This window comes from Pseudomonadota bacterium (assembly GCA_039193195.1).
GTDB lineage: Bacteria > Pseudomonadota > Gammaproteobacteria > Steroidobacterales > JBCBZW01 > JBCBZW01.
Genome location: JBCCWS010000006.1, coordinates 104,550 through 127,513, shown reverse-complemented (window position 1 = coordinate 127,513; position 22,964 = coordinate 104,550). Strand labels below are relative to the sequence as shown.

General features: G+C 70.8%; 5 protein-coding genes (1 of these 5 only partly in view). All 5 read left to right on the top strand.

The window, feature by feature from the left end; all coding sequences use genetic code 11:
* The first annotated feature begins 9 nt into the window (after positions 1-9).
* Tightly spaced (at most 21 nt apart), the 5 genes in view from AAGA68_08125 to AAGA68_08105 form a layout consistent with a single transcriptional unit that may run on beyond the window.
* Positions 10-4,689, top strand: a complete 4,680-nt coding sequence (locus AAGA68_08125; GenBank protein ID MEM9385016.1) for an SDR family oxidoreductase — start codon at positions 10-12, stop codon at positions 4,687-4,689.
* A 21-nt stretch (positions 4,690-4,710) separates the two neighbouring features.
* Positions 4,711-5,775 carry a MupA/Atu3671 family FMN-dependent luciferase-like monooxygenase gene (locus tag AAGA68_08120; protein MEM9385015.1) on the top strand — a complete coding sequence of 355 codons (1,065 nt, stop codon included), beginning with the start codon at positions 4,711-4,713 and terminating at the stop codon, positions 5,773-5,775.
* A gap of 17 nt (positions 5,776-5,792) precedes the next feature.
* Entirely contained in the window at positions 5,793-15,308 is a 9,516-nt protein-coding gene (locus tag AAGA68_08115; protein ID MEM9385014.1) for an amino acid adenylation domain-containing protein, read from the top strand.
* Complete coding sequence (locus AAGA68_08110; GenBank protein ID MEM9385013.1) at positions 15,305-19,840, top strand: SDR family NAD(P)-dependent oxidoreductase; 4,536 nt, start codon at positions 15,305-15,307, stop codon at positions 19,838-19,840. The genes AAGA68_08115 and AAGA68_08110 overlap by 4 nt, the downstream gene beginning before the upstream one ends.
* Positions 19,837-22,964 carry the 5' portion of an amino acid adenylation domain-containing protein gene (locus AAGA68_08105; GenBank protein MEM9385012.1) on the top strand. It continues 1,738 nt past the right edge of the window, so 3,128 of the gene's 4,866 nt are visible here — the first part of the coding sequence; its start codon is at positions 19,837-19,839; the stop codon falls past the right edge of the window. The genes AAGA68_08110 and AAGA68_08105 overlap by 4 nt, the downstream gene beginning before the upstream one ends.

Here is a 22,964-nt window from a genome sequence, read left to right as displayed (position 1 = left end):
ATCCACCGCATGACTGACACGACGCAACAAACGGCACGCCACACGCTGTCGGCCGCCCGCCTGGCGCTCGCCTGCCGGGAACGCGTGCCCTCGGCGGTCCCGTGGGTGCGCTGCGAGCCCGTCGCCATCGTCGGCATCGGCTGCCGCTTTCCCGGCGCCGACGGGCCCGAGGCGTTTCTCGCCTTGCTTCGTGAGGGGCGAGAGGCGATCGGCGAGTTGCCGCCGTCGCGCTGGTCGAAGGCGCAGCACTTCGATGCCGATCCCGAGGCGCCCGGCAAGACCTACGTCACCCGCGGGGGTTACCTCGACGACGTGACCGGCTTCGACGCGGCCCAGTTCGGTATCTCCCGCGCCGAGGCGCAGACTATGGACCCCCAGCAGCGACTCCTGCTCGAGGTGTCCCTGCACGCCCTGGAACACGCCGCCATCGCCCCCGAATCGCTGTACGAGGAGGCGGTGGGTGTGTTCGTGGGGGTGAGTAGCGCCGACTACGCGGCGCTGCTGCGCGATCGCACCGCCCTGAGCGACATCAACGGCTACGTGTCGACCGGCAATGCCTTCAGCGTGGCCGCCGGGCGCATCTCCTACGCCCTGGGCCTGAAGGGCCCGAGCCTGGCGGTCGACACGGCCTGTTCGTCTTCGCTGGTGGCCGTGCACCTCGCGATGCAGAGCCTGCAGCTGCGCGAGTGCCGGATGGCGCTGGCCGGCGGCGTGAACCTGCTGTTGAGGCCTGAGTCCACCATCGACTTTGCGAAAGCGCGCATGCTCGCGCCCGACGGGCGCGTGAAAGCCTACGATGCCGCGGCAGACGGCTTCGTGCGCGGCGAGGGCTGCGGCGTGGTAGCACTCAAGCGCCTATCAGATGCGATCGCCGACGGTGACGACGTGTGGGCCGTGCTGCGCGGCTCCGCCGTCAACCAGGACGGGCCGTCGAGTGGACTGACGGCGCCGAACGGCACGGCCCAGCGCGCCGTGTTGCGCGCCGCCTTGGAAGCAGCGGGCGTGGAAGCGCGACAGCTCGCCTACGTGGAAGGTCACGGTACCGGCACGGCCTTGGGCGACCCGATCGAGCTCGGCGCCCTGGCCGAGGTGTACGGCAGGGCTCAAGGGGCGGGCCAACGCCTACGCTTGGGCACGGTCAAAGCCAACGTCGGCCACCTGGAGAGTGCCGCCGGCGTCGCGGGCCTGATACGGGCCGTGCTCACTTTGCGACACCGCGAGGTGTTCACCCAGCTCAACTTCAACTCACCGAGCAAGCACATTGACTGGGACGATTCCGGCCTAGAGGTGGCGCGTGAGCCGGCGCCGCTGCAAGCGCGGGACGGCCGCTGGCTCGCGGCCGTGAGTTCCTTCGGCTTCAGCGGCACCAACGCCCACGTCGTGCTCGAGGCGGCGCCCGACCTGCAGCCGGTCGAGACGCGCGGGGAGGGCCCTGCGCTCGTGGTGCTCGGCGGCCGTGACAAGGGCCGCGTCGATGCGCTGGCGTCGAGATGGGCGGATGCCTTCGAAGGCGCGAGGCCCGATCAACTCGCCACGCTGGCACGCACGGCCTGGACGGGTCGCGACCGCGGCGTAGAGCGGATCGCTGCGACGGCCCACGATGGTGCCGAACTGGCCGCAGCGCTGCGTGCCGCCGTCGCGGGGACGCGCACCAGCGGCGCCTGGCGCGGCCGCGTGCGCACGGGCACCGGCGCGGGCAAGCTGGCTTTCTTGTACCCCGGTCAAGGCACGGCTTGGGCGGGCATGGGCCTTCACCTGCGCGAACACGAACCGGCGTTTCGAGACGCCCTGGCGCGATGCGAGGCGGTGTTGGGCCGCCGTGCGGTGCTCGATCCGAGCGCCATCGGCGAAGACACGCCGATCGACACGGGCGCCCTGCAACCAGCGCTGTTCGCGTTCCAAGTGGCGATGACCGAATTGTTCCGCTCGCGCGGGGTGGTGCCGGACTTCGTCCTCGGCCACAGCGTGGGGGAGCTGACGGCCGCCTGGGCCGCGGATGTACTAGACCTGGAGGATGCAGCGCGCCTGGTCCTCGTGCGGGCCGATCAGCTGTCGGCGTTGCCGGCGGGCGGCAAGATGGTAGCGGTCGTGCAGGACCCGCGCGCGGTGGAAGCGGCGGTGCGCCAGGTGGGCGGCACGGTGGCCGTGGCCGTGTACAACGGGCCCCGCCAGGTGGTGATCTCCGGCGCCGACGATGACGTGGACCGCGTGCTCGCCGTGCTCGGGTGCGAGGATACGCGCACGCTCGCCGTCTCCCACGCCTTCCACAGCCCCCTCATGGCGCCTGCCGCCGACGCGCTGCGGGAGGCCGTGGCCTCGATCAAGTTCCGTCCACCGCGCACGCCGCTCGTGTCCAGTCGCACGGGACAGTTGGCCGGATCGGAAGTGGGGCAACCCGAACACTGGGTGCGCCAGCTGCTGGAGCCGGTGCGCTTCACCGACGCGGTGGACGCGCTTTGGATGGCGGGCACCCAGGAGTTTGTGGAGATCGGGCCCGGCTCCGCCCTGACGGGGCTGGTCGGCGAGATCTTGAGCGACGATGCCCAGGTGCTCGCTGTGTCCGCGGCGTCCAAGCGCCGCGGCGAGGCCGTGAGCGTGCTGGATGCGGTGGCTGCGCTCAGCGTACGCCGCGCCGACCGCGACCTGTCACCCTGGTTAGGCGAGGGCCCCCGTAGCGCGGACGCCCCGCGGACGCCCCTGCAGCGAACGCGGTTCTGGCCGGAGCCCGTACCGGCCGCTCAGGCAGCGCCTGCGACGACCGGCCCTGACCGCGAGTCGTCGCGGCCCCCCGTGACCGAGTGGGGGTGGACGCCGTCGTTCCGCCGCTTGCCCCCCGCACCCTGGATGACGCCATCGAGTGATCTGCTCCTCGTGCTCGAGGGCGAACGGACAGAGTCCGTGCTCGAGCTTCTGGACCTAGCGAAACAGCCAGCCAAGCGTTGCACGTTCGCGTCGCTCGAAGCGTTGCTGGCAGCGGAAGAGGGCACGGGCACGACGCACCTGGTGGTCGCGCCTCCCGCCGACGATGACCGGCAGTGGGCGGCGCAGGTGGCGCAAGTCCTCGCCGGGTCGCCGCGGGCCGTGACGCTCACGCTGCTGACGGCGGGCGCCTACGAGGTGACTGGCCTCGAGCGCCTGGACCCGACCGCCGCCGCGGCGGCGGCTGCCGCGGCCGTGCTGGGCCAAGAGTTCGACATACCGATCAGGATTGTTGACCTCGATGCGGGCGTCGTGCCGCAGGCGCAGCCGCTGGCGTACGCGCTGCGGCCCATCGCGGCCGAGGATGCGGGGAGCGAGGCACCACGGGCGGTGGCCTTCCGCGGACCCCACCGGTGGGCCTTGACGCACGTGCCAGCGCCCCTCGATGGGCGCTGGCTGCAGGCTGACGGCGCCTCGGGTGCGCCGCCCGTTGCGGCCGCCCCCGCGAGGGCGGTGGCTGTGGTCGGGGCCTTGACCACCGGCCTAGGCGAGCGGATCGCCCGCTTCCTGGTGGTTTGCGGTGTGCAACGCGTGGTCCTGATCGGCCCTTCGAGTGAGGCTTCCGGATCCGCCAACGAAGCCGACGCGCGAGCGGTCAACGATGGCCAAGCGCAGGCGGTCGAACGGCTTCGCCAACTCGCCGGTGACCCTGACCGCATCGTTAGCTTGAGCGCCGATGTTGGCGACCGCACTCAGCTGCGCCAAGCAATCGACGCGGCCGAGCATGCTCACGGTCGGCTGCAGGCGGTGATCCACGCCGGCGCCACCGGTCGCCCGGAGATCGCTCGGCTGCTGATGCAGGCACCCCAGGTCGCGACCCATCGGGTGCTGCGCGAACGGATCGACGGCATGCCGGCGCTGGCCCACGCCCTGGAGGGGCGTTCACCCGCGTACGTGCTGGTCATCACGTCCCTGTCCGCCCACGTCGGTGGCGTGGGCTTTGCAGACTATGCGGCCGCCAACGCCTATGCCGAGAGTTACGTGCGCCAGCATGCGGCTAACACCGGTGCTCCCTGGTTCAGCGTCGGCTTCGAGGCCTTGGCGGACGAGCTGGGCGACGAGGTAGCGCGCCTTGAGGAGGGCGAGCTGCTGCGCCAGTCCGCGCTGACGGAGGAGGAGTTGCAGGCTGCCTTCAGCCGCCTGATTCCCGTGGATGGCGCGGACACGGTGGTGCCGCAGGGCGAACGATCGATGCTCGTGATGCCGACCCCAGCGCCGGAGCGCATCGCCCGTGCGTTTGCTCCGGCGCCACGGCCCAGTGGCACGATCACGGCCGACGCGTTAGAGCGCCCGATACGGGCGGCGCGCGACGACGTCGAGCGCGCGATCATCGCTATCTGGGAGGAGTTCTTGCCCGGCGGGGCGATCGGCGTCGACGACGACTTCTTCGCCCTCGGTGGCACCTCGCTGGCCGCCGTGCGGATCATGACGCAGATCAAGACGGAGTTTGCCGTCGACCTGCCGCTAGAGGCGTTGCTCGGCAGCGAGCCCACGGTGGCGACGGTGGCGGAGGGGGTTCGCCAGCAGCTGGCCACGCGCGACGCGGCCGCATCGGATGGCACAAGGCACGCCACCCACGGTGACTCCGTGGAGTCGCTCGCGTCGGCGGACGTCGCCGCGGATCCCGAGCTCGAGGCGCTTCTTTCCGCCGTCGAGCAACTGAGCGACGACGAGGCGCAAGCCGCCATCGTCACCAAAGACATAAATTAACCGCAACGAGACGGCCCTGAAATGGACTTCGGACTGTTTTACTTCGACGGCGACGGCGCCGTGCGCCGGCCCAACCAGTACCGCTTGTTGCTCGATTCCGCGCGTTATGCGGACGAGCACGGCTACACGGCGGTCTGGACGCCCGAGCGTCACTTCCATGCCTTTGGCGGTCTCTATCCCAACCCCGTCGTCACCAGCGCAGCCCTCGCCTCGGTAACCCAGCGGGTGCAGATCCGTGCCGGGAGCGTGGTGGCGCCGCTTCACCATCCCGTACGTCTGGCGGAGGACTGGGCCGTCGTCGACAACCTCTCCGGTGGTCGGGTCGCCATGGCCTTCGCGCCGGGATGGACGGTGACCGAGTTCCTGCTCTCACCCGAGGGCCATGCGGCGCGCTACGACGCGCTGTGGAATCGGGTGGACGTGGTACGCCGCCTGTGGGCCGGCGAGACCGTGGAGTTGCCCGGCGACGGCGGTGAGCCGGTCAGCATCAGCACCTTGCCGCGCCCCTTGCAGCGCGAGCTGCCGCTCTGGATCACCGCGTCTTCCGAGCCCGGTTTCCTGCGCGCCGCCTCGATCGGCGCCCCCGTGCTGACCTCGCTCCTGAACACCACCGTGGAGGCGGTGGCCGCGAACGTGGCTCGCTATCGCGAGGCGCTCGCCGAACACGGCTTCGATCCCGCCAGCCGCCGCGTGGCGATGATGGTGCACACCTTCGTGGGGCCGGACCTCGCCACCGTTCGCGAGCAGATCGAGGCGCCGTTCCACGAGTACCTGAAGTCGCACTACCACCTGCTCGACGGGCTCGCGCAGAGCCTCGGGCTTGGCGTGGGCATGGACGACCTCACCAGCGCCGACCTGGAGACGCTCCTGCGCTTCGGCTTCGAGGGTTTCCTCGACGGCCGCTCCCTGATCGGCGGCGTGAGCGACCTGCGTCAGCACATCGAGGCGTTCGCGCGTGCGGGCATCGACGAGCTGGCCTGCCTGATCGACTTCCACCCGGGCTACGACGAGGTCATGGGAAGTCTCGAGCACTTGAGCGCGCTGAAGGACGAGTGCTTCGGCCTCACCGCTCGCGTGTCGGCCTGACGCCGAGGCGCCCGCCCATGTCCCTGGCCGACAGACTCGCCGCCCTATCGCCGCAGCAGCGCGAACTGCTGCGCCGACGCCTCGCCGAACGGGGCCGTGAGGTAGACCTCGACGGTGATCGCCCCGAAGCGGCCGAAGACACTGGCGAGACGGAGATCCCGTGCCGCGCCGCGAACGCGGTGCTGCCCCTGTCGCACGCCCAGGAACGCCTGTGGTTCCTGAACCACCTCGAGCGCGACAGCGCCTTCTACAACATCCCCATGGCCCTGCGCCTGCGGGGTCGCCTCGATGTCGAGGCCATGCGTCGCGCCGTGGGTGAGATCGTTGAGCGCCACGAAGCGCTGCGCACCACCTTCAGCGCCGAGGGCGGTGTGCCCCGCCAGGTGGTGCACGACGCACTCGTCCCCGCCTTCGAACTGATCGACGACGCCCACGTGGCATCGGAGCAGCGGGCGCAGCGCATGGACGAGGTCACGCGCGAGCACGCCAGTCGCTCCTTCGACCTCGCCGCCGGGCCCCTCGTGCGGCTCACGATCGTGCGCTTCGCTGACGATGATCACGGTCTGCTGCTGTCGATCCACCACATCGTGGGCGATGGCTGGTCGCGTGGGGTGATCATGGGCGAGCTGGAGCAGCTCTACGGCGCGTTTGTCGCCGGCCGGCCGTCGCCCCTGCCGGCGCTCGAGATCCAGTACGGTGACTTCGCCGTCTGGCAGCGCCAGTGGCTCAGCGGGGAGCGCTTCGAGCGTGAGATGCGCTTCTGGGAGGAGCGCCTGGCGGGCGTGCGCGAGCTGCGCCTGCCCACGGACCGCCCGCGCCGACCCGATACCGTGCACCAGGGCGCCAAGCTGCTGCTCGTGCACCGGCCCGAGCTGCTCGAGCGGGTCAAGCAATTCTCCGCCCAAGCGCGGGTGACGCCGTTCATGACCCTGTTAGCCGTGTTCAAGGTGCTGCTGCAGCGCCTGTGCGGCGAGGACGACGTGGTCGTGGGGGTGCCGACGGCGAACCGCAACTGGCCCGCCACGGAGCCGCTGGTGGGCTTTTTCGTCAACTCCCTCGTGATGCGGACGGATCTCGCCGGTGAGCCGTCTTTCAGCTACCTCTTGCACCGTATTCGACAGACGACCCTCGGCGCCTTCGAGCACCGCAACGTACCCTTCGAGCGCGTGGTCGAGCGTCTGCGCCCGGATCGCGTACTCGGCCGCAATCCGCTCTTCCAGGTCACCTTCCAGTACCAGGACGGCAGCTACGGTCGACAGAATTCCCTCACGCCCCAGCACGACTTTCCGGGCCTCACCATCGAGCGACTCGCGGTCGACACGGGCACGGCGCTGTTCGATCTGAGCGTCAACATGGGCGAGATCGACGAAGGCCTCGGGGTGCTGGTCGAGTACTCCACCGCGCTGTGGGACGGGCCGCGCATCGAGGGCTTGATGCGCCAGTTCACCACCCTGTTGGAAGACGCCATGGCGCGGCCACAGGCGCCGCTGCCCGCGCTCGCCTGGCTCGACGGTGACGACCTCGATCGGGCGGACACGCTCGCCTGCCAGTCGCTGCGCGCAGCGGAGCAGACACCGCTCAGCGCGCCGGTGCATCAGCGCGTGTTCGACCACGCTGAGGCTCGACCGCAAGCGCCCGCCGTGGTCGACGCTGACGGCGTGACCTGGAGCTTCGCGCAGCTCGTCACACAGGCCCAGGCGTTGGCGGCGGCCTTGGGCGCTACCGGCGTGGGCGCTGAGGATGTGGTCGCCGTTTGCGTGCCGCGAGGGACCGCGATCGCACTGGCTCCGCTCGCGGTGCTCATGGCGGGCGCTGCCTACCTGCCGTTGGATCCTGCCGATCCCGTGCGTCGCCGCCGCGCCACCGTGCTCGATGCCGGTGCCCACGTGGTGCTGACCGTCGGCCGACACCTGGCGGATTTTGCCGGCCTGAGCGCCGAGCGAGATCCCGTGGCCGTCGTCGACGTGGATGCCTATTGCGACCCGCCCGCATCGACGCATGCCCCCGAGACGCCGCCCGTCGAGGTGTGCGCGGAGCAGTTGGCCTACGTCGTGTACACGTCCGGCTCCACCGGCGTGCCGAAGGGCGTCGGCGTGTCGCACGCGGCGCTGACGCACCTGGTGGCGTGGCAGGAAGCAGCCTGGCGGATCGGACCTGGCGATCGTGGCACGTCGCTCGCGGGGCTTGCCTTCGATGCCATCGTGTGGGAGCTGTGGATGACCCTCGCCACGGGCGGCACGCTGGTGCTGCCGGCGGACGAGTTGCGCTTGGACCCACCGGCGCTCGCTCAATGGTTGGCCCGACAGCAGATCAACGTGCTCTTCGCCCCTACACCGGTGGCGGAGCGACTGCTGGGCGAGCCGGCGCTGCAGGGCTCGCAGGCGCTGCGCGCGCTGCTCGTGGGCGGCGATAAGCTCACGCGCCGACCCCACCCATCGTTGCCCTTCGCCTATGTGAACTGCTATGGACCGGCCGAAAACGCGGTGGTGTCCACCAGCCAACAGGTGTCGCCGCAGACGCAGGACGTCGCCGAGGCGCCGCCGATAGGGCACCCCCTGCCTGGCGTGGTCGCCCGCGTTCTCGACGCGTCTTTACGCCCGGTGCCGGTGGGTGCACCGGGGGAACTGTGTCTGGGAGGCCGTGGCCTCGCCCGCGGCTACCGTGGCCGTGCGGCCCTGACCGCCTTGCGCTTCGTGCCCGACCCGCTGGCCGCCACGCCTGGCGAGCGCCTCTACCGCACGGGGGATCGGGTGCGCTACCTCGCCGACGGTCAGCTCGAATTCCTCGGCCGCACCGACTACCAGGTGAAGATCCGCGGCGCGCGCCTCGAGCCCGGGGAGATCGAAGCGACCTTGCTGACCCACGAGGAGGTGCGCGAGACGAGCGTGCTGCCCGTGGACCGCGACGGTCAGCGGGCCCTGGTCGCCTTCTTCGTGCCCGAGCGCGCGCGCACGACGAGCGACCGCGAGCGCCGCGAGGCGACCCACGTGGACGACTGGCGACGCCTCTACGACACGGCCTACGGCGGCCAGCGCGACGCCGAAGACGCTCAAGACGCACGCTTCGATCTCGTCGGCTGGCACAGCAGCTACGACGGCGAGCCCATCGCCCGCGAGGAGATGCGCGCGTGGGTGGAGGAGACCGTGGGCCGCATCCGCGCGCTCGCACCGCGCCAGGTGCTCGAGATCGGCATCGGCACCGGACTTATCCTGTATCGCCTGGCGCCCGAGGTGGCGCGCTACGTTGGCTTGGACTTCTCAGAGCAGGCCGTGAACGGCGTGCGCGCAGAGCTGGCACGGCCCGGCGGTCACATCGAGGGCGTGCAGGTGCACGTGGCGAGCGCGGACCGGGCGGCGACGCTCGTCGACGAGGGCTCCGTGGACACGGTGGTGGTCAACTCCGTCGCGCAGTACTTCCCGAGCGTCGCCTACCTGGAGACGGTCCTCGAGGCGGCCGTCACTCGCGTCGCGCCCGGCGGTCGCATCTTCGTCGGTGACCTGCGCTCTGCCGATCTCGACCGCGCCTTCTACGCCAACGTCGCTCTGGCGCGCGCCGGCGAGGATGAGTCGGTCACCCAGGTGGCCTTGCGCGCCGAAGAGGCGGCGGCGCGCGAAGACGAGTTGCTGGTCGCGCCCGCGTTCTTCCACGCTCTCGCCGCGCGCCAGCCGCGCATCCGCGGGGTGCGCGTACGGCCGAAGCGCTTCGCGGCAGCGAATGAACTCGCACAGTTCCGCTATGACGTCGTCCTCGAACTCGACGAGCCGTGCCCAGGGTCCGCGCAAGCCCCTCAGCGCCGGCGCTTCGAGGAGTTCGCCGATCTCCAGGCGCTAGAGACCTGGCTTACCGCGGGGCGGGGTGCGCAGGCGGTCGTGATCGAGGCGATACCTAATGCCCGCGTTGCCGCTGCCGCGCTGGCGGGCGAGGAGCTGTTCGCGCCGATCGCCAGCGATGGCCGGCCGGCGGATGCCGCGTCGCTCGCCCGGCGGATGGCGGCCACCGTCGGCCCGGCGATCGATCCCGACGACCTGTGGTCGCTGGGCGAACGCTACTGCGCGACCGTCGACGTGCGCCTGAGTGCGACGGGCGACGGCTGCCTGGAGTTGCATCTCGGCGCCACGGGCGCTGCGCCCTCGAGTGCCGTGGCGGCCGATGTGGACCTGGCGGTGTACGGACGCGCACCGGCTGAGGACACGTCGGCCGGTGAGCTGGCGGGCGCGCTGCGGGATTACCTGGAGGCTCGCCTGCCACGCTACATGGTGCCGGAGCGCTTCGTGGCCGTCACCACGATGCCGACGACATCGCGCGGCAAGCTCGATCGCCGTCGCCTGCTCGCGCTCGATCCAGGGCGTGGCAGCCGCGAGACGCACTACGTGGCCCCCCGCAACGCCCTAGAGGCGCTCGTCGCCGCGTCCTTCGCCCAAGTGCTGTCCGTCGACCGGGTGGGGATTGCCGACGACTTCTTCGACCTGGGTGGCCACTCCCTGCTTGCCACCCGCGTGATCGCCGACCTGGAGGAGAAGCTCGGGTTTACGATCGAACTGCGCACGCTGTTTCAGGCGACGACCGTGGCGGACCTGGCGAAGGTGCTAGGTGAGTCTGCGAGTGATGTTGGCCCGGCGTTTCCCGAAGCGAGTGCCGATGGCGCCAACGCGCCGCGCGTGCTACCGATCCCGCGCCACGACCTTGGTGACGCGCCGGTACCTGCTTCCTACGGGCAACGGCGCCTGTGGCTGATGGAGCAGCTGCTGCCGGGCACGGCGGTCTACCACATGCCCGCTCGCGCGATCCTCCGCGGACACTTGGACGTGGCACGCCTGCGCGCAGCGCTCGATGCGCTCTTGGCGCGTCACGCGCCGCTGCGCGCTGGGCTCGTGCCGCGCAGCAGTGCCGATGCAGCAGGAGAGGAGGGCGACGCCGCGCCCACGCAAGGCCATGCGGTGGGGTCCGCCAGCAGCGCTCCGGCACTCGACGTCGTCCAAGTGGTGGCCCCGCCGATGGCCATGCCCTTCGAGCTCGTCGACCTGAGGGACGTTCCCGAGCAGGGCCGCAAGGCCCGAGCGCAGGCGCTCGCGGCCGCGGCCGCAGCGCAGCCGTTCGACCTGGCCACGCCGCCCCTCGCCCGCGCCCTCCTGCTGCGACTGAGCGAGCAGTGCCACGAATTGATCGTCACGCTGCACCACGCCGCTGCTGACGGCTGGTCGGTCGGCATCATGCTGCGCGAACTAGGGATCGCCTACGCCGACTCCCAGGCGTACGGCGACGCCGCTCAGGCGAGGCTCGCACCGTTACCCATCACTTACGCTGATTACGCTCTGTGGCAACGGCGTCACGCGCACAACGAGGCCGATGTGAGCTGGTGGCGCGAGACACTCGCCGGCGCACCCGCCCGGCTCTCGCTACCCACGGACCACGTGCGCCCGCCGGTACCGAGCTTCCGCGGTGAGCGGGTGCCCGTGTCACTCGATGCAGCCGCGCTCAGCGCGCTCGACGCCCTGGCGCGCCGCTGCCGCGCGACGCGCTTCATGGTGGCCTTGGCAGCCTGGCAGGTGGTGCTGCAGCGGCTGTGCGGTGAGCAGGATCTCGTGATCGTCTCCCCCCTGGCGGGGCGGCGGCGGGCCGAGACCCACGGCCTGGTCGGGTTCTTTGTGAACTCCATCCCCTTGCGAACGCAGGTGAGCGAGGACGCCACCTTCGAGGCACTGCTCGCCGCCACCCGCACCACCAGTCTGGCGGCCTTCGAGAACGCGGAGCTGCCCTTCGAGGTCATCGTGGACGCAGCCCGTCGCGATCGCGACCTGCAGGCCGCGCCCTTCGCCCAGGTGGCCTTCGCTCTGCAGAACACGCCGGGCGGCGTGCTGCAGGTCGAAGACCTGGAGATCGCCGTCGAGCCGCTGGACACGGGCACCGCGAAGACCGACCTCTCATTGCTTTTGGACGACCCATCGTCAGTGTTAGGTGAGCAAGGGCGCGCCGGCATGACCGGCATGCTGGAGTTTTCCAGCGATCTGTTCGAACGCCGCACTGCGCAGGCGATCGCGCGTGCCTTCGAGGAGACGGTGGCGGCGGCGACCGCGGACCCCACGCAGACCGTCGCGGCGCTGGGCGCTTGTCTGGCGCTGCCCACGGGGGCGATCGCCCCTTACCCTGCGGCACCCCAGTCGCCCGTGCTGGGCGCGGACCGTGAGGCATCGAACCTCAGCGACAACCAGCTGCTCGTGTGGACCGGGCAGCGCCTCGATCCCACCCGTCCGTTGTATCTGCTGGCGATCACCGTCGACGTGGAGCAAGTGCTCGACGAGGCGCGCTTCGAACGCGCGCTGGGGGCGCTGGTCAGGGCCAGCGACGCGATGCGATCCGCGGTGGTCGAGCGCGACGGGGTGCCGCAGCTGGTGATCAACGACGCGGCGGACCTCGCGCTGACGACGCTGGACCTCGCGCATCTCGATGACCACGCATTCGCGCAGCAGGTGCGCGCGTTGGCCTTCGAGCCCCTCGACATTACGCAGGGCACCCATCGCAGCGTTCTGATCCGCCGGTCCCCAGAGCGCTTCACGTGGTTGTTCGTGCAGCATCAGATCGTGTCCGACGGTGAGTCCATCCAGTTCATCGTCGAGCACGTGTCGACGCTTTATCGCCAGCTCGGCGAGTCTTCCGATGTCCACGCGCCGCTTGCGCTCCCATCCTACCGAGAGCATCTGGCGTGGGAGCAACAGCAGCGCGTGGGTGGCGCCTGGGAGGAGCAGCGCGCCTACTGGGATGGGCTGCTGGCGCAGCGCCCGGAGGCGCCCCGCTGCTATGGGGCAACGGGTATCAAGCAGGGGCTCACGACGCGGCAGCTAGAGGTGCCGATCGGTGCCTTGGTGGGCAGTGCGCTCGATGCTGCGCTGGCCCAGCTGTCGGGTCGCTCGCGACCCCATCCGGTCATGCGCTTGCGCCTGTTCCTCGCCGTGCTCGTCGCCTTCCTGCATCGAACGGCGGGCGTCGAGGAAGTGGTGGTGGGCATGCCGTGGCGCAATCGCGGCCGCCAGAGCGCGCGTGGGACCCTCGGCCTGTTCATGCGCGTGCTACCGGTCACCATGACCGTGACGGGGGAGGATTCACTAGCGAGTCTCTTCGCGCGCACCGGTCCCGCCGTCAAGGCCGCCTTGCGCCACGGCGAGCAGGTGGTGCGCAACCCCGTCGACGCGCCCCTCTACGATGTCGTGCTGAACGTGCACACCGCCGGTACGGACCAGTTTGCAGGCGCGCCGGTCGATATTCGTTGGCTGCACACGGGCCTCGGCTTCGAGAGCCTTTCGGTGCAGGTCAGCGACTTCAATGACAAGAACGAACTCGCCCTGTTCATCGAACTGCACGATGATGTCTACGATGGGGCACACGGCGATTTGCTAGCCGGCCACTTCGCCTCGCTGATGGCAGCGATCGCCGCCGCCCCTACAGCTGCGCTCGAGGCGATGACGCTGGAAGTGCAAGCCGCGGTACCAGTGCCTGCGCTGCCACCCGTGCGTGAAGCACTGGCTGCCGCCTCCGTAGCAGCCGCTAGCGTGACGCCGCTGGCGGAAGCGCTGCCGACCTCTGACAACCATGTGCTCGCGGCGTTCGACGCACGGGTGGAGGCGGTCCCGACGGCGCCTGCCATCGCCCTCGGTCACCGGCTGATCAGCTACGGCGAACTGAATCACCATGCACAGCGGGTTGCGCAACAACTCGTCGTCGGCGGCGTGCGCCGCGGCGATGTGGTCGCGCTCGCTCTGGAACGCGGAGCAACCGTGATCGGGGCCATGCTGGGCGTCCTGCGCGCCGGCGCTGCGTTCATGGTGATCGAGGAGAGCGTGCCTCGCGAACGTCGCGAGCAGATGCTCGCGCAAGCGGGCGTGACGCGAGTGCTCATGTCGGGCGACGCGTCGTGGTCGCTGGAAGCGGGGGACCGCCAGGTCGCGGTCTGCCCGGATCTGGACCAAGCGCCGTGCTCGAAGCAGGCCCTCGATGATGCGCTTAGGCCGAGGATCGGCCCGCGAGACGCGGCCTACGTCGCCTTCACCTCCGGCTCCACCGGCACGCCCAAAGGGGTGGTGGTGGAGCACGAGGCGCTCGCGAGCTTTTCGCGCGCCGCGGTGGAGACGTACGCATTATCCCCTGAGGATCGCGTGCTGCAGTTCTCCTCCCTCGCCTTCGATGCTTCCATCGAGGAGATCTTTGGGGCCCTGACGGCCGGCGCGTGTCTCGTGCCACGCGATGCCGCGATGCTCGTGGACGCCGCGCGCTTCGTCGAGCGCTGCGCCGAGGCAGGCGTCACTGTGGTGGATTTGCCAACGGCGTACTGGCATCAGCTATCGCGTACGCTGGCCGAACGAGCGCAATCGCTGCCCGCGTGTGTGCGCCTGGTCATTCTTGGCGGGGAGCGCCTGGTGCCCGCTGCGCTGGCGCCGTGGCGCGAGGCCGTTGCCGCGGGCCGTGCTGCACCTGTGATCGTCAATAGCTACGGCCCGACGGAGACGACGGTCGTCGTCAGCGCCCACCGGGTGTCGGAGCAGGCCGAGGATCCGCGGCGCGCCGAGGTTCCCATCGGGCGAGCTTTCGGCGATGCGGCGCTCTACGTGCTCGATGCGCGCGGCGAGCCGGCGCCCGTCGGCGTGGCGGGGGAGTTGTACGTCGGCGGACCGACGCTGGCGCGGGGCTATGCCGAAATGCCCGCGGCCACGGCGGCCCGCTTCGTGCCGGATCCCCTGTCTGGCGTGCCTGGTGCACGGCTCTACCGGACCGGCGATCGCGTGCGCCGGCGCCCGGACGGTGCACTGGAGTACGTCGGCCGGGTGGATCGGCAGGTGAAGGTACGGGGCCATCGGGTGGAACTCGCCGAGGTGGAGCGCGCGGTGGCGGCGCTCGACGGCGTGGCCGAGGTAGCCGTGCTCGACGTGCCGGCTAACGACGGCGTTGGGACCGTGCTCGTGGCCTTCGTCGTCAGCGAGGACCGGGAGGCGGTCGATCTTCGGGCGGCCCTCACGTCACGGCTGCCGACGTACATGGTGCCTGGGCGCTGGGTGGTCGGTCCGGCGTCACTGCCGCAAGACAACCGAGGTAAGGTGGATCGCCGTGCGCTGCGGGCCCTCGTGCCCGCGCAGGCCGTGGCGAGTGCTCCGCACGTGGCGCCGACCGGCGAGGTCGAACGGGAGGTGGCGCGCTTATGGGAAGAGGCGCTGCAGGTCGATCGAGTCGGCGTGCACGACAACTTCTTCGAGCTCGGCGGCACATCGCTCACGCTGGTGCAGCTGCATCCGAAGCTGGCCGAGCGGCTGGGCGCGTCGATCGAGTTAGTGGACCTCTTTCGCTACCCGACGGTGCAGACCCTGGCCAGGCACATCAGCGGCGTGGCCGAGCAGGACAGTGCCGCGGTGGCGCAGCAGCGGGACGATCGCGTCAGCGCCCGCCGTGAGGCCCTCGAACGCCGGCGCTCGCGCTCGCCTGCGAAGGCGCTCGACAGCGCCAACGATGAGGCGGCCCACGACTGCGACCCGTCCGAGGCGCGGCGGTGAGTCAGGCCGTGCCACCGGCCCTGCCAGACGATGCGATCGCCATCGTCGGCATGTCCGGCCGCTTCCCGGGGGCCCCCAGCGTGGCGGCCCTGTGGGAGCTGTTACGCACGGGGAGCCGCGGCATCCGCACGCTCAGCGAGGCGGAGCTGGCGGCGGCCGGCGTGCCCGAGCGCCAGCTGCGAGACCCCGCCTACGTGCGCGCCCGCGGCGTGCTCGAGGAGGTGGCGGGGTTCGATGCGGGCCTGTTCGGCATGAGCCCGCGCGAGGCGGCCTTCACGGACCCCCAGCACCGCCTGTTCCTGGAGTGTGCCTTCGAGGCGCTGGAAGACGCCGCCATCGCCCCTGGCGGTGATCTTCGCGCGGGCATCTACGGGGGCGTGAGTGCGAGCAGCTACTTCGCTAACCAGATTCTCGCCGGGGCCGATCCGCTGCACGCGGACGGGGACCTGATCGATCGTCTGCGCCTCGGCTCGCTCGGCACGGAGAAGGACTTCTTCACCACCCGCGTCTCCTACCGCCTGGACCTGCGTGGACCGAGCGTCGATGTGCAAAGCGCGTGCTCGTCGTCGGCCGTGGCGGTGCACTTGGCGGCCCAGGCGCTGCTGATGCACAGCTGTGACGTCGCGCTTGCGGGCGGCGCCTCCATCTTCGTGCCGACCACTCAGGGGTATTTGGCGCAGGAGGGCGGCGTGCTGTCGCCCGACGGTCACTGCCGGCCCTTCGACAGCGGCGCGCGCGGCACCGTGCCCGGCAGCGGCGTTGGCGTCGTGGTGCTGCGGCGCTTGGAAGATGCGCTCGCCGACGGCGATCCGATACGGGCCGTCTTGCGCGGCTCGGCGATCAACAACGACGGCGCGGTCAAGGTCGGCTTCGGGGCGCCCGGGGTGGATGGGCAGGCGGACGTGGTGGCCGAAGCGCTGGCGGTCGCGGGCGTCGATCCGGACACGATCGGTTTCGTGGAGACCCACGGCACGGGCACGCGCCTCGGTGACCCGATCGAGATCGCCGCCCTGCGCAAGGCCTTCGGCGACTCCCCGGGGGAGCGGTGCGCGCTCGGCGCGATCAAGGCGAGCATCGGCCACCTCGATGCCGCCGCCGGTGTAGCTGGGCTGATCAAGGCGGTGCTCGCCTTGGAGCACGCCACGCTGCCGCCGCAGCCGGAGTTCGAGGCGATCAACCCAGACATCGCCTTAGGCGAGCGATTCTACGTGCCCCAGTCGGCGAGCGAGTGGCGCCCGGCGAATGGTGCGCCCCGGCGGGCCAGCGTCAGTGCCTTCGGCATCGGCGGCACCAACGTGCATTTGGTCCTCGAGCAAGCGCCCGAATGCACCGCGCGGGTCAACGCTCAGGCAGTGTCCGCCAGCGCCGACGCGGCTGCCAACGCCGCCGAGGGGCCCCTTCCCGTGCTGTTGCCGCTGTCGGCCCAGACGCCGGCCGCGCTCGCCGCGCGCGGTGAGGCGCTCGCCGTCGCCCTGGAGCGGCAGTCCCCAGCGCCCTCGCTGCAGGACGTGGGCGCAACCCTACGCCAAGGCCGGCGCGTGATGGCCGCGCGCTGTGCGATCGCGGCGACGGACGGGGCAGACGCAGCGGCTCGCTTGCGGACCCCGGGTGCCCTCGTGCCGGTGGCGCCGATCGAGCGCGTCGTTTGGCTGCTGCCGGGGCAGGGGGCCCAGCGCCTCGGCCTCGCGCGTCAGCTGCTGGCGAGCGATCGCCGCCTGCGCGAGCACCTAGTTCGCCTGTGTGGCCGCCTGGAGAAGCTGCTGGGGGTGGACCCGTTGCCCTGGTTCACCCGGGCGGGCGCGCCCGATCCCGCGGCGATCGACGATACGGCCATCGCCCAGCCCCTGCTGTTCGCCCTGGAAGTCGCCCTCGGGCGATGCTGGCTCGAGCGTGGGGTCGAGCCCACGCTCATGCTGGGACATAGCTTGGGCGAGCTCGCTGCGGCCTGCCTAGCGGATGTATTCAGCGAGGAAGACGGACTGCTGTTGGTGGCGGCACGCGGACGGATCCTGGCGGCGCAGCCGCGCGGGTCGATGCTCGCCGTGCGCGCGTCGGCGGACGCGCTCGCCGAGCACGTGCAGGGCGCTGGCGATGTCGTCGTTGCGGCAGTGAACGGACCGAGTGCAACGACCCTGGCGGGACCGACCGAGGCCATCGCGTCACTGGCCGAGAAGCTGGCCGGGCTCGGCCTAAACGTGAAGCCGCTGGCGACCTCGCACGCCTTCCACTCGCCGCTCGTGGATGGGGCGGTGGAGCCCTTCGTGGAGACGGTGGCGACCGTCGAGCTGCGGGCGCCGAGCCGCGCCGTCATCTCGAACGTGTCGGGCGCTCCGTTGACCTGCGAGGAGGCGACGGACCCCGCCTATTGGGGCCGCCAGCTGCGCGAGGCCGTGCGCTTCGGCAGCGCCCTGACGCAGGTGGCGGCCGACGCCGGCACCGTGTTCGTGGAGCTGGGCACCGGGGAGACCTTGTTGCCGCTGGCGCGCGAGGCGGCGCCCTCCGCCCGGCGCATGGCCTCGCTGGCGCCGGTCAACGCCGAGGATCGCGTAGCGGACGCGCGTACCTGGCTCACGACTAGCGCTGGCCTTTGGTCCGGCGGTCTCACGGTGGCGCTGGATCCGTTCAACTCCCAGGAGAAGGCCAGGCGCGTACCCGGACTTGCCTTGTATCCGTTCCAGCGCGAGCGCCACTGGGTGGACCGGACCGCGGCGGCCACGTCCGCGGTGGATGCCGCCACGGACGCGGACCCCACGCGCGTACCTGAGGGACGGGTCTGGCTCCCCGCCTGGCAGCGGCTGGCGCAGAGCGTGCCGCCGGGTGACGTGGCGGATGCCACTGAACACTGGCTGGTGGTGGCGCACGACAGCCACGTGGCGACCGGCCTAGTGGCAGCGTTGGAGCAGGCCGGCCTCCCGGTGCAGCAGAGCTCTGTTCAGGACCTCGCGGGCGTGGCGTCAGCCGTGCGCGCTATCGAGGAAGAGGGCGCATCGGTGCGCATGGTGTACATCACTGGCACCACCCTCCAGGCAGCCCCGTCGTCGACCGCATCCGCCGCCGCCGAGTACCTGGCGACTACAACGAGCTTGCTACGGACGTTGTTGGGTCGGGGGACGTCAGGCGGGGTGGGGGAGCGCGTCGGCGGCGCCGCTCACCAGCTGGCCGTCGTGACGCAAGGACTTGCCGACGTAACGGACGGCGATGACCTCGATCCCGACCTGGCGACCATCCTCGGCGCTCTGCGCGTCGCGCCCCAGGAGGTGAGCGAGCCAGCGCTACGGGTAATCGATGTCGATCGCGATGACGGTGCGGTGGTACGGCGCTTGTATCGCGAACTTGCGACAGTAGATCGGCCAGAGGGCATCGTGGCCCTGCGCGGCCGTCACCGCTGGGGTGAGTGCCTCCAGGCCCTCGATCTGCCCGCGGCGCCGTCCTTGGCGCAGGGTACGCTAGTGGTGTTGATCGGCGGGCTCGGCCGGATTGGGCGGGCGATCGCACGCTGGCTGGTCGAGGAGCGCGGGGTTCGTGTCGTGGTGGCGAGCCGTCGGGCAGGCGACGCCCCAGACGAGGAACTCACTGCGCTGGCCGCCCAGGCCGAGGTGTTCGAGCACCACCGGGTGGACATCACCGACGCGGAGGCGCTCACCGCACTGTTTGACGACATCAGCGCGCGCCACGGTGCGCTCGGACTGGTGCTGCACCTGGCGAACGTGGCCTCGCGCACTCCGCTGCAGACCACGACGACGGAAGACCTCATCGCGCCATTAGGGGCGAAGGTGGAGGGCACTCGCGCGCTGGCGACGGCGCTGCGCGCCCATCAGCCTCAGGCGGTCGTGCTGTGGTCGTCCCTGGCCTCGCTCCTAGGCGGTCTGGGCACTTTGAGCTACACCGCGGCGAACGCCTTTCTCGATGCCTTCGCCACCGCCAAGGGCGACCCCTGGCGCAGCGTGAGCTGGGACGTGTGGGACGAGGGCCGATCGGGTCCCGCGGGGCTCGCGATTCAAGCCCTGCCCGTGGCCGACGCCATGGGACTCCTCGAGCGAATCCTGGCGGTGCCCGACCTCAGGCACACCTTCGTGTCGACGCGCGATCTGGTGCAGCGGCGCCGAGAAGTGTCGCATCGGCTACGCGCCGGCGACGCGCAGCCCGCGCAAGGCGGGCCGGCGTCCCGCTCGCCGCGGCCGCAGATCGCTACCGCCTACGTGGCGCCGCGAAACGAGATCGAAGCGGCCGTGGCGGAGATCTGGGCAGATGTGCTGGGCCTTGAGCAGGTGGGTGTGGAGGATCCGTTCTTCGATCTTGGCGGGGACTCACTGCTCGCCACCATGCTGCTGTCGAAGATCACCTCACGCTTCGCGCTCGACGTCCCGGTGGAGCGCTTCTTTGAGGCGCCCACGGTGGCGAGTGCGGCGCGGGTCATCTCGGCGGAACTCGAGCGCACCACGGCGGGCGAGGATCTGGACGCCTTGCTATCCGAGCTCGAAGGACTCAGCGACGAGGAAGCCGCGCGGCTGCTGGAGGAGGATCGCTCGTGAGCAGTCTGCAGGATCGCCTCGCCCAACTGTCCCCGGAGAAGCGGCGGCTGCTCTTAAAGCGACTCGCCGAGCAGCGGCGTGAGCAGGCGGCACCGACCATCGCCCGGAGCGGTGAGGTCGTGGCGCCACTCACCTTCGCCCAACGTCGCCTGTGGTTCCTCGAGCAGCTGGCGCCCGGCAGTGCGCTCTACAACAACCCTACGGCCATCGACGGCGTGGGGCCGATTCAGGCGAACGCCTTGCGCAGCGCCTTGGCGAGCATGGTCGCACGCCATGAAAGCCTTCGGACGCGCTTCATCGATGGCGGTGGCGAGGAGGGTGTCGATGCTAGGTTGCCTTCGCTCGGTGACAAGGCGGACCGCGAAGAGGCCGTGCAGCTCGTCGTGCCCGCGGGCGAGGCCCCGGCCGGGGACGTGCCCTTGGCGGTGCATGATCTGCGCACCCTCGAGGACGACGCCACGCGTGAGGCGCGCCTGCGCTCGCTGCTGATCCACGCGGCGGAAGACCCCTTCGATCTCAGCGTCGGACCGCCGTGGCGGGTGGTGCTGATCCGCGTGAGCGACGATCGCTGGAGCCTCGCGGCCACCTTCCACCACATCGTGTCCGACGCCTGGTCATCGCAGTGCTTTCTGGCAGAGCTCGTCAGCGGCTATCGCGCCGCCATCGCCGGGCAGCGCACCCCGCTCGGCGACCTGCCGATTCAGTACGGCGACTTCGCCCGCTGGCAGCGAAGCGAATCGTTTGCTAACACGCTGGCGCAGCAGCGCGATTGGTGGCTGCGCCAACTCGACGGAGCACCGGCGGCGTTGCAGCTCCCGGTGGACCGGCCGAGGCCTGCGACGCCGACGTACGCAGGGGATTCGATCCGCTTTGCGCTGGCGCCTGCCAGCACCGCAGGGCTGCGCCGTTTGGCAAGTGAGGCGGAGGAGGGCACGACGCTCTTCATGGTTCTGTGCACGGGGCTTGCCGTGTTGCTCACGCGCCTCGCGGGGCAGCGCGAGGCGTGCATCGGCACGGCCGTGTCCGGACGTGGGCGGCCGGAGACGGAAGCCCTCATCGGCTTGTTCGTCAACACGCTCGTGCTGCGCATGGACACGGCCGGCGATCCCACCTTCCGGGAGCTACTGGCGCGGGCGCGGGCGACGGCCGTGGGGGCCTTCGCGCATCCTGACGTGCCCTTCGAACAACTGATCGAAGCGCTGCCCGTGCCACGCGACGCCGCCCAGCATCCGCTGTTTCAAGTGATGATGCTGCTGCAGAACGTGCCGCCGCGAGGCGAGCCCCTCGAGGCGCTTGGCCTGAGGATCGCGCCGCGCGCGAGTGGCAACCGTCGCGCCCGCTTCGATCTCACCTTCTCGTGGCACGAGGGGGACGAGGGACTGAGCTGCCACGTGGAGTTCACGACCGATCTGTTCGACCGCTCGACCGTGCAGGCGTGGTGCGAGGCGTACCGTACGCTGCTCGACGCCGCGGCGCCCCGACCTGACCTGCGCGTGAGCGAGCTACCTCTCGGCTTGCCCTTGGCCTTGCAGCACGGTGAGGCGCCGGTGGCGCCGGCTGCGGAGGGTGCGCAGACCGTGAGCGATCGCTTCACCCAGCGCGCTAGGGCCCAGCCGTCGCATCCGGCGATCAGTTTCGCTGGGCAGGGGTGGACCTACGGCGAACTCGATGCCCGCGCGGCGCAGCTGGCGGCACAGCTGGGTGCCGCTGGGGTCGGTGCGGAGGCGCGGGTAGGGCTCGCCACATCGCGGGGCTTGGCCGATTGGCTCGGCATGCTCGCCGTCTGGAAAGCAGGCGCGGCCTACGTGCCCCTGGATCCTGGGTTCCCGCGCGATCGTCTCGCCTGGATAGCCGAATCTAGCCAGCTCCACGTCGTTCTGACGGCGGGAGACGGCAAGGTGCTCGACTGGCCCGCGTCCGTGACGACGATCGACCTCGACGCGCTCGTCGCGGCCCCGGTCCCCGAAGTCACCGTCGCCCGCCCGATCCCCAAAGGGCCATCGGGCCCGCCGCTAGGCGAGCAGACGGCGTACGTGCTGTACACCTCCGGCTCCACGGGACGGCCGAAGGGCGTGGCCGTCTCCCACCGCGCGGCGCTGTTTTTCCTCGATGCGATGCTCGCCCGCCTGCGTTGGGACGCGAGCGTGAAGTTCCTGGCCGTGACCACCCTCGGCTTCGACATCGCCTTGCTGGAGCGCTGGGGCCCGCTGCTCGCCGGCGGCACGACCCAAGTGGTGAGTGCGGCCGAGGCAGCGGACGGCGAGGCGCTCGCCGAGCAGCTGACGATGAGCGAGGCCAACGCCATGCAGGGCACGCCGGCGACCTGGCGCCTCCTGCTGGCGGCGGCGTGGCCCGCGCCGGGGAAGGCCAGCGAGTGCGCTCGGCAGCTAACGGCCCTGTCGGGTGGCGACTTGCTGCCCCGCGACCTGGCCGACTGGCTAAGCGTGCGAGTCGGGGCTGGCTGGAACCTGTACGGACCGACCGAGACCACCGTCTGGTCGACTGCTCATGAGTATCATCCGGCGCTCGAGAGTGACGCGCGGAACCCAACCGTACCGTTGGGTAAGGCGCTCGGTGCCACTCGCCTGGCGGTCCTCGATGAGCGGGCTCAGCCCGTGCCCGTCGGGGTCTGGGGTGAGCTGGCCATCGGCGGCGATGGCGTCGCCCAAGGGTACGAGGGGCGTGCGGGCGAGACGGCCGCGCGCTTCGTGCCCGATCCGCACGGTGCTCCCGGGGCCCGGCGCTACCTCACGGGTGATGTCTGCCGCCTGCGCGCCGACGGCACGCTCGAGTTCGGCGGTCGTCGCGACGGTCAGGTGAAGGTGCGCGGCTTCCGGGTGGAACTGGGCGAGGTGGAGGCGCGCTTGAGCGCTCTGCCGGAGGTGGCCGCCGCTGCGGTGGTGCTGGAGGGCGAGACGCTGGTCGCCTTCGTCACCCCGGCGACGGTGGTGCCAGCATCGCTGGCCTTGCAACTCGCCGAGACGCTGCCGGCCTACATGCTGCCGCGGCAGATCGAGGCGCGTGAGCGGCTGCCGCTCACGCCGAACGGCAAGCTCGATCGGCGCACCCTCGCGGAGCAGGCCCGGGCGCTGCGCGCGCGTAGGTCGCCCGCGGTGGCGCCGCG

Excerpts from the sequence above, each read along its gene's own strand:
- AAGA68_08125 (MEM9385016.1), top strand. The coding sequence starts at position 10 with ATGACTGACACGACGCAACAAACGGCACGCCACACGCTGTCGGCCGCC.
- AAGA68_08120 (MEM9385015.1), top strand. The coding sequence starts at position 4,711 with ATGGACTTCGGACTGTTTTACTTCGACGGCGACGGCGCCGTGCGCCGG.
- AAGA68_08115 (MEM9385014.1), top strand. The coding sequence starts at position 5,793 with ATGTCCCTGGCCGACAGACTCGCCGCCCTATCGCCGCAGCAGCGCGAA.